This window comes from Pleomorphomonas oryzae DSM 16300 (assembly GCF_000422965.1).
In the GTDB taxonomy this organism is placed as follows: Bacteria; Pseudomonadota; Alphaproteobacteria; order Rhizobiales; family Pleomorphomonadaceae; genus Pleomorphomonas; species Pleomorphomonas oryzae.
In genome coordinates this window covers 138640-151313 of the sequence record NZ_AUHB01000010.1, presented here as the reverse complement: position 1 = coordinate 151313, position 12674 = coordinate 138640, and the positions used below count along the sequence as shown (strand labels likewise).

At 64.0% G+C, this 12674-nt stretch carries 10 protein-coding genes; 7 read left to right on the top strand and 3 right to left on the bottom strand.

Annotated elements, in window-relative coordinates:
* Positions 1 to 6: 6 nt before the first annotated feature.
* From G522_RS0116920 to G522_RS0116905, 4 genes are all read left to right on the top strand, one after another.
* Entirely contained in the window at positions 7 to 831 is an 825-nt protein-coding gene (locus G522_RS0116920) for a response regulator (protein ID WP_026792058.1), read from the top strand.
* A gap of 161 nt (positions 832 to 992) precedes the next feature.
* On the top strand, positions 993 to 3083 hold the full coding sequence (locus G522_RS0116915) for a methyl-accepting chemotaxis protein (RefSeq protein WP_026792057.1): 2091 nt from the start codon (positions 993 to 995) through the stop codon (positions 3081 to 3083).
* A gap of 376 nt (positions 3084 to 3459) precedes the next feature.
* Positions 3460 to 4545, top strand: a complete 1086-nt coding sequence (locus tag G522_RS0116910) for an Acg family FMN-binding oxidoreductase (RefSeq protein ID WP_026792056.1) — start codon at positions 3460 to 3462, stop codon at positions 4543 to 4545.
* 103 nt (positions 4546 to 4648) lie between these two features.
* Positions 4649 to 6655, top strand: a complete 2007-nt coding sequence (locus G522_RS0116905; RefSeq protein WP_026792055.1) for a bifunctional DedA family/phosphatase PAP2 family protein — start codon at positions 4649 to 4651, stop codon at positions 6653 to 6655.
* A 22-nt stretch (positions 6656 to 6677) separates the two neighbouring features.
* Here G522_RS0116905 and G522_RS0116900 read toward each other — a convergent pair whose 3' ends face one another.
* Positions 6678 to 7100: a VOC family protein gene (locus G522_RS0116900; RefSeq protein WP_026792054.1), complete on the bottom strand. Its 423-nt coding sequence runs from the start codon at positions 7098 to 7100 to the stop codon at positions 6678 to 6680.
* A 205-nt stretch (positions 7101 to 7305) separates the two neighbouring features.
* Here G522_RS0116900 and G522_RS27335 point away from each other — a divergent pair, with 205 nt between their 5' ends.
* From G522_RS27335 to G522_RS0116885, 3 genes are all read left to right on the top strand, one after another.
* Positions 7306 to 7692 (top strand): hypothetical protein, encoded by a 387-nt coding sequence (locus G522_RS27335; protein ID WP_051228720.1) that lies wholly within the window; start codon positions 7306 to 7308, stop codon positions 7690 to 7692.
* A complete protein-coding gene (locus G522_RS0116890; RefSeq protein WP_026792053.1) occupies positions 7689 to 8330 on the top strand; it encodes a ribonuclease T2 family protein in 642 nt (213 codons plus the stop codon). The genes G522_RS27335 and G522_RS0116890 overlap by 4 nt, the downstream gene beginning before the upstream one ends.
* A gap of 133 nt (positions 8331 to 8463) precedes the next feature.
* On the top strand, positions 8464 to 9363 hold the full coding sequence (locus G522_RS0116885) for a DMT family transporter (protein WP_036839824.1): 900 nt from the start codon (positions 8464 to 8466) through the stop codon (positions 9361 to 9363).
* Between the two features lie 20 nt (positions 9364 to 9383).
* Here G522_RS0116885 and G522_RS0116880 read toward each other — a convergent pair whose 3' ends face one another.
* Positions 9384 to 11429: a glycoside hydrolase family 31 protein gene (locus G522_RS0116880; RefSeq protein WP_036839746.1), complete on the bottom strand. Its 2046-nt coding sequence runs from the start codon at positions 11427 to 11429 to the stop codon at positions 9384 to 9386.
* Positions 11430 to 11599: 170 nt separating this feature from the next.
* Complete coding sequence (locus G522_RS0116875) at positions 11600 to 12658, bottom strand: ABC transporter ATP-binding protein (protein WP_051228736.1); 1059 nt, start codon at positions 12656 to 12658, stop codon at positions 11600 to 11602.
* Positions 12659 to 12674 lie beyond the last annotated feature (16 nt).

The following is a 12674-nucleotide window of genomic DNA, read 5'->3' as shown; positions in this document are numbered from 1 at the left end:
GAGACGATGCTGAACCTCAGAGCCCTCATTGTCGATGATTCCGCGATCATCCGCACGCAGCTGCGCAAGGAGATTCAGGAGATCGCGCCCGACTGCCGTGTGTTCGAATGCGCCAGCGTGTTGGAAGCCGGGCGGTTTCTGTTGCGCAGCGTGCCCGACGTTCTGTTCCTCGACCTCAACATGCCCAACATCAACGGTATCGAATTGCTGAACAGGTTCGATGCCGTGCTCGGCGGTCGCCGTCCGCCGATCGTGGTGTCCATCTCCACCGACATGCGACCGGCCACCTTGGCGGCACTGAAGGCGCGCGGTGCCTATGCCCTGCTGGCCAAGCCGTTCGACAAGGAAAAAGTGGCCATGATGCTGCTGCGCGTCATCAAGATGGTTCAGTCGCGCCGCGTGCTGATCGTCGATGACAGCGCCACCGTTCGCACGGTGGTCAAACGCATCATCGAGCACAGCCGATTCAAGCTTGCCGTCGAGGAAGCTGCCAACGGCGCCGACGCCATCCGCCTGTTCCGCGACGGCCGGTTCGATCTCGCCTTTATTGACGTGGAAATGCCGGGCATCGACGGGCTCGAAGCCGCGGGGGAGATTCTCTACTCCTCGGGCGATGCCCACGTCGTGCTGATGTCCGGCAAGAACGACGAGGCGATTCGCCGTGCGGCCGCGCACATCGGCGTAGAGTTCTTCCTGAAGAAGCCGTTCTACGCCAAGGACGTCGATGAAGTTCTGCATAGTCTCTACAGCGTGGCAGAAACGGAATTTGTCTCTGGCCGGGAGACAGAGGCATTCGAGGATCCCGAGACCGACGTCTTTTACGTGCCTTAATCGGTATTTCTACGCCCAGATCTTGCTGCCGGTCACAGCAGAACAAGAGTCTCGCGCAAGCTACGCTCGTTAAAGATGACAGGGCGATATTTATCGAGGTCGAATTAAGTATTCCTCTATAAATTGTTGATAGCGTTAAGCGTCTTCATCGAGAGGCTCACATGAACCGTCTGACCGTAAGCTTGACCCTGAGAATAACCATCGCCGTGCTGGTCGCCGGCATCTTATTCCAGTTGGGGTTCGGCGCCTGGACCTCCTGGCAGAATGCCCGGACGGCGGCCCGTATCGAAACGGTTGCTCGGGCCTCGCTGCAGATGTTCCAGGCCTTGCCGAACCTGCGCATTGACCGCAGCAGCACGGGCCGAGCCATCAAGGCCGATCAGGGGCTTGAGGGCTACGTCAAGCAAGTTTCCGATGCGCGCGGTATCGAGATGCCGGCCATCGAGGCGGCGATCGCCACGCTGGAGGCGGCCGATCTGCCCGATGGTGCGCAGCTCGCCAAGTCGCTGCGCGAGAAGGCCGACACCCTCAAGGCGCTGCAGGCCAAGACCGAAGAAGCCTTCAAGCAGGACAAGGCTAGCCGGCAGGCGTCGCTGGCCGACGACTATACCAAGGCTTCGACGGCGATGATCGACCAGTTGTCGTCGGCGTCCGCCAAGATCGCCGAAGAAGTGCGTCTGGCCGATGGCCTGATCGACCGGCTGCTCGACATCAAGGCGCTTGGCTGGGTGATGCGCAACACGGCCGGCGAGGCGTCCGGCCTGACGGCCAATGCGCTCGGCCCGATCGGCGTGCCGGAGAACGGGCTGGAATCCTATCTCAACAACATGGCCTCCGCTCAGGTCGCCTGGAAGACCATCAAGGACATGTCCTCAGGCGTCGATCTGCCGCCGGCTTTCGCCGAGGCGATGGCCGCCGCCGACCGCGATTACTTCAGCTCCGGCGCCATCGAGAAACAGACGGCGCTGCTCAAGACGGTGATCGGCGGACAGAAACCCGACACCGATACCCTTGGCTGGAGCACCTACAACGCACCGCGACTGACGGCCCTGCTCAATGTCGCCAATGCCGCGCTGGCCATCGCCCAAGCCAAGGCCGTGGATGCAAACAGTCAGGCCACCTGGTCGCTGTGGACGCAGCTTGGCCTGTTCGCCGGCGCCTTGGCGCTGGCCATCCTGATCGCCATGGTGGTGCAACGGCGCATCATCCATCCGCTCAGCGTCATCGGCGAGCGTATGATGGCGCTGGCCCACGGCCAGTTCTCGATCGAAGCGCCCTATGTGGAGCGTGGCGACGAGATCGGCGCCCTCGGCAAGACCATGGCGGTATTCCGCGACAACATGCTGGAGACCGAGCGGCTGCGCGCCGAACGGGCCGACCAGGAGCGCGTCGACCGCGAACGCCGGGCCGCCGACATGAACGATCTGGCCCAGCGCTTCGACGACGCGGTCGGCGACATCGTGACGATGGTCGCCTCGGCGTCCACGGAGCTGCAGCTGTCTGCCAAGTCGCTGACGTCGCTCGCCGACTCCACGCAGAACCAGTCGGCCTCGGTGGCCGCCGCTGCCGAGCAGGCCTCGGCCAACGTCGCCTCCGTGGCGTCGGCGACCGAGGAACTGTCGTCATCGGTGGCGGAGATCGCCCGCCAGGTGGAGAAGTCGTCCGAGATCGCCTCCAAGGCGGTGGTCGAGGCCGAGAGCACCAATGAAAAGGTCAAGGGGCTCGCCGCTGCCGCCGAGAAGATCGGCGCTGTCGTCGAGCTGATCAACAACATCGCCGGGCAGACCAACCTTCTGGCGCTCAATGCCACCATCGAGGCGGCTCGCGCCGGCGAGGCCGGCAAGGGCTTCGCCGTCGTTGCCGCCGAAGTGAAGCAGCTCGCCGACCAGACCGCCAAGGCGACGGCCGAGATCGGCGCCCAGATCGGCGCCATCCAGTCGGCCACGTCCGAGGCGGCCGAGGCCATCCATGGCATCGGCACCACCATCGAGACGATGAACGACATCGCCAAGTCGATCACCGGCGCGGTGGATGGGCAGAATGCTGCCACCGAGGAGATCGCCCGCAACGTTCAGGAAGCCTCGATCGGCACGGGAACGGTGTCGGAAAGCATTACCTCCGTCACCATGGCCGCCAGCGAATCGAGCAGCGCGGCGACGCAGGTGCTGGCCTCGGCCTCCGAGCTCAGCAAGAATGCCGAGCGCCTCCGGCACGAACTGACCAACTTCCTCGGCTCGATCCGCGCCGCGTAAGATCGGGAAAGCCCTGCGCGTTGGCGATGTCCAGCGCGCAGGGCTGCCTGAATTGCAATGTTTAATCCAGAGCTTTTTTGGTGAAATCAGATTCACTGGAAAAGCTCTGTCTATTATCGGCTCCGTTTGGTTCCCCGTTGGACATACAAGTCTCCTGCAAACTAGTCCCGGTCTCGCCGACATTTCAACACAACGGATCGGCCCTGCTATTGATGACTGGAAAGTGGCCGATTTTCCTATTTCCGCCGAGCGTGCTGATCTTCCGCCATGAACTGGTGATACAGCTTGGCCCGTTCGGTGTGGGGTGAGCTGTTTGGTCTTTCAGATCAAGTAAAACTCATCCAACAGCCGGATTCAGCTATCCGGAGATCAGAAGATGCACAGACGGTCCCTGCTCATGGGGTTTGGTGGACTCGCCGTGCTGGTCGGTGCCGGAGGTGCGGGGCTGCACGCGGCGACCGGTTCGTCTGGAGCTTATGGGCGCTATAGTACTATTTTGCGCTCAATTCCCATCGATTTCGCTGTCCCCGAACTCATTCGCTTGGCGACGCTCGCCGCCAACAGCCACAACACGCAGCCGTGGCGGTTTCAGGTCGCCGAGACAGCGATCAATATCCTGCCCGATCTGTCTCGGGCCACGCCGGTGGTCGATCCGGACAACCATCATCTGTTCCTCAGTCTGGGGTGCGCGGCTGAGAATCTGGTCATTGCAGGGGCCGCGATCGGCGTGCATGGCGTGCTGGAAAGCAATCCGGACGGCAGCCTGCGTTACAGTTATGGGCTCGGCACGCCGCAGCCCGATCCGCTGCTGCAGGCGATTGCCCAGCGCCAGACCACCCGCGCGCTCTACGACGGGCAGCCCGTCCCGGCGTCCGATCTCGACACCCTGCGCCAGGCTGCCGAGACCGATGGCGTGCGGCTGATCATCATCGAGGAACGAGCGCGCATCAATCAGATCCGCGACCTGGTGGTCGCCGGCAACGAAGTGCAAATGCAAGATCCGGCCTTTCGGGCCGAGATCAAGACGTGGCTGCGCTTCAATCCACGTAGCGCGATGGCGACAGGAGACGGCCTCTACGCGCCGGCAAGTGGCAACCCCACCCTTCCGGACTTCGCGGGTCGACTTGCCTTCGATGCGTTTTTCACGGCCTCCGGCGAAAACGACAAATATGCCAAGCAGATCGATTCCTCGTCCGGAATCGCCATCTTTCTCGCCGAGCGCGCGGATATCCAGAGTTGGATCAGGGTGGGCCGGGCCTGCCAGCGCTTCGCCCTTACCGCGACAATGCTCGGGCTCAAGCACGCGTTCATCAACCAACCCGTCGAGGTGGCGCGCCTTCGCCCCGAACTGGCATCTCTGGTCGGCGAGCCGGGTCTGCGTCCCGACATCGTCATGCGATTTGGTCATGGTCCACAGATGCCATATTCACTGCGCCGCCCGGTGCCGGCGGTGATGACGTGACGGGGGGCGGCAGGGATTGTCGCCGCGTTCTTCGTTCGCTGGGTGTAACGTGAGGGCACCAGAGCCGACCGTCTGATGACCAGCATCCTCTAGGACAGTAGACTTGGAATCTCTGATCTCATCGGTAACCGACTGGCTCAGCGCCCATTCGCTCATCGCCTATCTCGCGGTGTTCCTGCTCGCCTTTTCCGAGTCGATCCCATTGATCGGCGTGGTTGTTCCGGGTACGGCGGTGATCCTCGCCCTTGGCGCGCTCGTCCCAAGTGGCGTCGTGAAGCTGTGGCCGCTGCTGATATCCGCGACCGCAGGGGCGATCGTCGGCGATGGCCTCTCCTTCTGGCTCGGCCACAGGTATCACCGAGCGATCCTCGGGCGCTGGCCGCTCAACCGATACCCGGAGCTGATCGAGCGGAGCGAGGCCTTCTTCAAGAAGCACGGCGATAAGAGCGTGTTCATCGCCCGGTTCGTCCCGGGGGTCCGCGCTTTCGTGCCGCTTCTCGCTGGCATGCTCGGACTGCCGGTGTGGCGCTTCTATGCCGTCAACGTTGCCTCGGCCCTGGTCTGGGCACCGGCGCATATTCTTCCGGCCGTTCTGTTTGGTGCCAGCTTCCGCGCGCTGGGGAAAGCGGCAAAACCGGTGGCGATCCTGCTGGTGATCGTCATCGCGACGGGCTGGGTCGTCTGGCGTCTGGTGGGCTGGGCGGTGAGGCGGGCAGTCCCTTTGCTAGGCGCCGCGATCGCCCATGTCCGCAGTTGGGCTGAGGGCCGTGACAGCCGGTTCGGCCGCGTCGTCGCAAGCCTGCTCGACCCGGAGCGTTCGGAAGCGCGGATCGTCGCCCTGATGCTGGCGGCTCTGGCGGGCGCCGCCACGGTGTTCCTCGGTATTCTCGAGGATGTCGCCAATAGCGAGCCGCTGGTCGTTGCCGATCGTGCCATCTACACCGCGCTGCAGGACTTGCGCTCGCCGGTCACCGACACCCTGATGATCGGCATCACCGAGCTCGGCGACACCAAGGTCGTGGTGGCGATGACGGCCATCGTATTCCTGTGGCTCGCCTGGGAGCGCGCCTGGCGCACGGCGGCGTTCTGGCTGGTGGCCGTCGCCGGGGCGTCGGCGCTCAACACGGTAATCAAAGTCACGCTGCACAGGGCGAGACCCGACGAGCTGCTTTATTCGGGCTGGAGCGCCTTTTCCTTCCCAAGCGGTCACAGCACGACGAATCTGGTGCTCTATGGCTTCCTGACATTCCTGATTGCCCGTGGGCTGCGTCCGGCTCTGCAGGTGCCGGTTGCCCTCGGGGGCGCCACGCTGATTGTCCTCATCGCTTTTTCACGTCTCTATCTCGGCGCGCACTGGTTTTCCGATGTGGTCGGTGGAGCCGCGTTCGGGTCGGCCTGGCTGATGCTGCTGGGACTTTTCTATCTGCGCCGGCCGGCCGAACGAATAGGCTCGCCGTCCCTACTGGTCGCGGCTTGTGCCGGGCTCATCCTTGCCGGAGGAGCCAACATTTTTCAAAGCCATGCCGTCGATGTTCAGCGTTATGCGGTTCGTGAGGTGAAGCCTGAGATCGTTGCCGATTGGGAGGCCACGGGTTGGCAGACGCTTCCCATTTGGCGGGTTGATCTCACGGGCGAGGAGGAAGAACCATTGACGGTCCAGTGGGCGGGCAGCCTTGGCGCCTTGCAGGCTATCTTGCAGCAACAGGGATGGAAGTCTGCCGCCGATTGGTCTCTGACGAGTGCTGCAATCTGGCTGAACTCCTCTTCAGACGCCGCCGCTCTCCCGGTAATCCCTCTTTTTGACAGCGGGCGGCTTCCGGCTCTCACATTGGTTCGCCTCTCGGAGGCGCCCGTTACATCGCGGCTCGTCCTTCGACTTTGGGCAACCGACAAGGAGCTGGCCGACGCAACGCCGCTCTGGACGGGTTCGGTGGTGGAAGAGCGTCTCCTTCATCCTCTGTCGCTCGGCACGTTCGTTTCGACCCAGCCGGATCTCAATGCGCCGAGGCAGGCGCTGGTGCAGGCTCTCGGCGGCAGCCTGCCGTTGCGGGCCGATGCGCCAATCGATGCCGAATGGGACGGGCGAGTTCTGTTGGCCCGTCCCCAATAGCCTGCGGAAAGCCGGAACCAGCTCACTCCAGGGGAATGAAGGCGGGGTTCCAGACGATCTCCCAGACATGGTCGTCCGGATCGAGGAAATAGCCGGCATAGCCGCCCCAGAAGGTATCCTGCGCCGGCTTGAGAATCGTGGCGCCTGCCGCGCGCGCCCGGTCCATCACCTCATCCACCTCGGCCTTGTCGCCGACGTTATGGCCGATGGTGAAGCCGGTCGGGCAGGGAGCTGTCTTTGACAAGCCGGTGTCGAAGGCCAGATCGTCGCGCGCCCAGACGGCCAGCTTCAATTGCGATTGCAGATCGAAAAAGGCGACGGCCCCATGCTCGAACTCTCGGCCGACGATGCCTTCGGTGGGCAATCCCAGGCCGTCGCGATAGAAGGCGACGGCCCGTTCCAGATTCTCGACGCCCAGCGTCAATATGGAAATGCGTGGTTTCATCGTCGTCCTTCCCTGTGTTGGTTACCGTCGACCCTGACAAGGTGGCGTGCGGACCGGCCCGCTTCAACCGCAGGGGGCACCGCTCTTGGCGGTTCGCCCGACCCAGCCAAAAATCAGGTCGACAAGCTGGGGCGCCGGATTATGCTGCGATCCTGTTGTTTTGAACTGATTTGCCGCTTCTCTTCTCGCTCATTCGAGGACGATCATGCGCCTTACCGCCGCTTTGTTTGCGCTTTGCTGTTCGACCGTCATGGCCGCCGCCGGCGAGCTTCCCGCTTGCGATGACGCCTCGGTGCTTTCCACCCTGTCGGGTCGTCAGGCTTGGGCCGAGGCGCATACCTGGAAAGACGGTGTGACCATCGCCGCTGTCGATCGGGTGGGTGAGCGTCGGCTGGTGACCGAAGGCTTCAGCTCCATCGATCGCCGCTACTGCGCCGCCCGCGCCGAACTGACCTCGGCACGGCCGACGGCGCTTTACTATGTGGTCTCGGCCGATGAAGGCTTCGCCGGCTATGGCTGGAACGTCGAGTTCTGCCTATCCGGCCATGATCCCTATTACGTCTATGGCGCCGACTGTCAGGTTCTGAAATGACGAGCCGCTTCGTTCGGCTGCTGCTGGCGCTGTTGGTGCTTTGGCCGGCCGCCGCGCTGGCCGAGGACGTACCGGGGCGTTTCGATTTCTATCTGCTGTCGCTCACCTGGTCGCCGAGCTATTGCGCGGCGGAGGGCGGGAAGCGGGAAGATGCACAATGCGAGGGCGGCCGCCGCTATGGCTTCCTGGTGCATGGCCTCTGGCCGCAATATGAACGCGGCTATCCCGAGGATTGCCCGACGAGTCTTTTCCCCAGCAAGGCTGATATCCAGGGCCTCTCCGACCTGATGCCGGCCGATGGCCTCGTTCGACACGAGTGGCGCAAGCACGGCGCCTGTTCCGGCCTTGCGCCGGCCGACTATCTCAAGACGATCCGCGCGGCGCGCGAGACGGTGCGCATCCCCGCCGCCTTCCAGCACATCGACAGCTACAAGACGGTGTCGCCTGCCGAGGTGGAGGCCGCCTTCGTCGCTGCCAATCCGGGGCTGAAGCCGGAGGGTGTCGCCGTCACCTGCGATGGGCGGCGCCTGCGCGAGGTGCGCATCTGCCTGACGCGCGACCTCGGCTTCCGGGCCTGCGACGAGGTCGACCGGCACGCCTGCCGCGCCGACAAGGTGGTGCTGCCGCCGGTGAGGTGAGGGGCTGTTGCCGGGCCTGACGGCCGCTGCGGAGGAGGTTGCCTCGGCTATCAACGGTTCGACCCGCATCGAAGCATCCGGTGCTCGGGAAGCGCTAGCAATGAGCGAGAGCCCGAACAAAAGCAGGCATCGGATGACCAAAAAGACAGGCATGGCGACGGAATTGGCGCTGCTGCTGGTGCTCTCGACGCTTTGGGGCGCCTCCTACACCCTCATCAAGATCGGCGTCGAGACTGTTCCTCCGGTCACGCTGATCGCCTTGAGGACGCTGATCGCCGGCTCCATCCTCGTTGCCATCATCCGATTGCGTGGGCTGAAGTTGCCGGGTGACCTCAACACCTGGCGGCGCTTTCTGTTTCAAGCCTGCCTCAACTCCGTCGTGCCTTTCACCCTGATTGCCTGGGCTGAACAGACCACCGAGGCAGGCCTTGCCACCATCCTGAATTCGACGGCGCCGATTTTCGTGTTCCTGCTGACCGCGCTGATTACCCACCATGAAACGGTGACTGGTCGTCGGCTGTTCGGTGTCGCTGCCGGGCTGGTCGGGACGTGTCTGATCGTCGGCGTCCAGGCGCTCGGCGGCCTCGGAGACGAAGTCTGGGCACAACTTGCCATCGTCGCGGCCACCATCTGCTATGCCGGTGCCGCCATCTTCGGCAAGACCTTTAGGGGGCTCGATCCCATGGTGCCGGCGGCCGGATCGCTGATCTCGGGCGCCGTGATCCTCGTTCCGACGAGCCTTGTCGTCGATCATCCCTGGACATTGGCACCGAGCGCCGCATCCCTGTTCGCACTCGCCGCCCTGTCTGTCTTTTCCACCGCGCTGGCCTTCGTGATCTATTTCCGGCTCATCCAAACGCTCGGCTCGGTCGGCACCACGGCACAGGCCTATCTGCGTGTGCCGATCGGCGTGGCGATCGGCACACTGTTCCTGGGCGAAAAGCTTTCCTGGACGGCGTCGATCGGACTGATCTGTGTCCTGGCCGGCGTCCTCGCCATGACGTGGCCGGTGCGCCGCACCCTTCCGCTTTGAGCAGTACCATTGGCCGCCACTCAGGCAGGGAATAGACCGAGCACGGCGGCGCCCTTCCTGACGAACACCGGTATCTCCGTCAGCGGTGCCGGGCAGACGATGGTCTCGCCGCCGGCGAAGACGCGGCCCGTCCAGGCGTCGACCCAGTCGGTGCCGACCGGCAGGTAGACGCTGCGTTCGGTCTCTCCGGCCTTGAGGATCGGCGCAACCAGAAGGTCGTCGCCGAACATGTACTGGTCGTCGATCTCCCAGCAGCGGGCGTCGCCGGGGAAGGTGTAGAACAGGGTGCGCATCAGCGGATCGCCAGTCTCATGCGCTGCCCGCATCAGCTCACGGACATAGGGGCGCAGGCGCTCGCGCAGGTCGGCATAGCGGCTGAGGATGGTGTAGACATTGTCGCCGAAGCTCCAGAGTTCGTTGCCGGCGCCGCTGTCGCATTGGGCAACGCCATCGCGGAACGGCACGGCCGGCGGCGCGGTGGGTTCGCGATAGCCGTGCATGCGCAGCACCGGCGAGAACACCGCCCACTGGAACCAGCGCACCAGCAACTCGTGGAAGGCCGGGTCGTCGACGTGGCCGCCATGGAAGCCGCCAATGTCGGTGGTCCACCAGGGGATGCCGGCCATCCCCATGTTGAGCCCGGCGCTCAGCTGGTTGCGCATCGAGGCGAAGGAACTCTGGATGTCGCCCGACCAGATCAGCGTGCCGTAGCGCTGACTGCCGGCCCAGGCACATCTGACGAGACTGACGATCTCCGTCTCGCCGGCCGCTTTCAGCCCGTCATAGAAGGCCTGAGCATAGCGGGCCGGATAGGCGTTGCCGACTTCCAGCAGATTGCCGGTGTGATAGCGGTAATTCTCGAAATCATAGGCGGCATATTCCGGCTCCGCCTCATCCAGCCAGAACACCCGGATGCCCTTGTCGTAATAGTTCTTGCGGGCGACGCCCCACAGGAAGTCGCGGGCGGCGGGATTGGTCGGGTCGATGAAGCGGCTGTTGCCGAGGAAATCGAACTGGACGGGGATGCCGCGGTTGGTGTTCACCAGATAGCCCTTCTCGGCCATCTCGGCGTAGTTCTCCGATCGTGCGTCGACGGTCGGCCAGATGGACACCATCAGCTCGGTGCCCATCGCCTTGAGCTCGGCGGCCATGGCGGCCGGGTCCGGCCATTCGCGCTCGTCGAAGCGCCAGTCGCCCTGTACCGGCCAGTGGAAGAAGTCGGCGACGATCACCGACAGGGGAATGCCGCGCGCCGCATAATCGCGCGCCACCGTCATGAGTTCGTCCTGCGTGCGATAGCGCAGCTTGCTCTGCCAGAGACCCAGCGCGAAGTCCGGCATCATCGGCGCCGTGCCGGTCGCCTGGGCATAGTTGCGCAGGATGTCGGCGGGCGTATCGCCGGCGGTGATCCAGTAGTCGATGCCTTGCGCGGCTTCCGAGATCCAGCGCGTGCCATTCCTGGCAAACGAGGCTTCGCCGATGGCCGGCGTGTTCCACAGAAAGCCATAGCCGTGGCTAGAGACGACGAAGGGGACGCTGGCCTGCGAGTTGCGCTGGGCCAGCTCCAGCGTGCAGCCGACGAGGTCGAGGTTGGGCTGCTGGTACTGGCCCATGCCGTAGAGCCGTTCGCCGGGAACGGGCTCGAAGCGGACGGTGATCCTGGAGGCGCCGCCGTGCAGCGGCTTGAACTCGCGACCCGACAGACAAAGCGCGCTGATGGTCTCCGCCGCGTGGTCGCCGATGGTCCAGAATTTGGTCAGCGTGTCGCGCTGCCGCCATTTCTCCTCGAGCAGCAGGTTACCCTGGCGGTTGAAGAACTTGACGCGCCCCTGCAAGTCGACCTCGGCAGCGATGGCGCCATTTTCGATGCGCATACCGCTCTTAAGCCGACTAATGATCGACGTATGATCCTTCGAGTGCAGCAGCGCGCCCTCCGTCTTTTCCTCGCGTGCTGGGTAGATCGACGACCTCAGCCGGAGACCATCCTTGCCGTGGGCTTCGATCCTCAGCCAGGCGCCGTTATAGGACCAGCACAGCGCATCGCGCTCAATCGACAGAGTTTCCAAGGCAAAAGTCCTTTTCCCGCGAGGCGGTCGGACCGCCCCGGTCATTCAGTTCTGGGAGGCCCACAGCGCTAGGGCGCTGTTCGATCTGAAAGAATCAGATCGGCGCTCTAGGCCTTTGTTTAGTAAGCATCATCTTATCGATCCTCGTTTCACTCCGGTCGGATGATGCCCTAAAGCGCGCGGCCGGTTTCCGGATCGAACAGGTAGATGTCCTCGCTGGCGATACCGAGCGTCAGCGGCGCGCCGGCCTCGGTCTCATAGGTGCCGGCATAGGCGATGTTGACGAGTTCGCTGCCAACCTTCGCCTCGATGAAGGTCATGGATCCCGTGCCTTCGACGATATCCACGGTGGCGGCAAGCCGCTCGCCGCTGCCGTCGAGGCGGAGGTGTTCGGGCCGGAGGCCGGCCAGCACCTTGCGACCCGGCTCCTGCGCTCGGGGGATTTTCAGCAGCGCACCGGCGCCGAGGGCGATCGCCCGGCCGTCGGCCGTGATTTCAGCGGGCACGAAGTTCATGGCCGGCGAGCCGATGAATCCGGCGACGAAGCGGTTGGCCGGGCGGCGGTAGAGGTCGAGCGGCTTACCGATCTGCTCGATGCGGCCGTCGTGCAGCACGACGATCAGGTCGGCCATGGTCATCGCCTCGATCTGGTCGTGGGTGACGTAAACCGAGGTGGCGCCGAGGTTCTTGTGCAGCTTGCGGATCTCACTGCGCATCTGCACGCGCAGGGCGGCGTCGAGGTTGGAAAGTGGCTCGTCGAACAGGAACACCTTGGGATTGCGGACGATGGCCCGCCCCATGGCGACGCGCTGGCGCTGGCCGCCGGAGAGCTGCTTCGGCCGCCGCTTCAGCAGCTTTTCCAGCCCGAGAATCTTCGCGGCTTCGCCGACGCGCTGGTCGATCTCCGCCTTGGGGCGGCGACGCAGGCGCAGCGAGTAGGACATGTTCTGCTCCACCGTCATGTGCGGATAGAGCGCGTAGGACTGGAAGACCATGGCGAGGTCGCGTTCGCGCGGCGCCTTGTCGTTGACCACTTCGCCGGCCACCTTGATGGTGCCGGAGGTGATGGTCTCCAGGCCGGCGATGGTGCGGAGCAGCGTCGACTTGCCGCAGCCGGACGGGCCGACCAAGGCGACGAAGGCGCCGATGGGAATGTCGAGGCTGATGTCGTGCAGCACCTGCAGCGATCCGTAGTTCTTGTTGAGATGCTCGATTTCGATCTGGTTCATCGACGGGTGATCCACG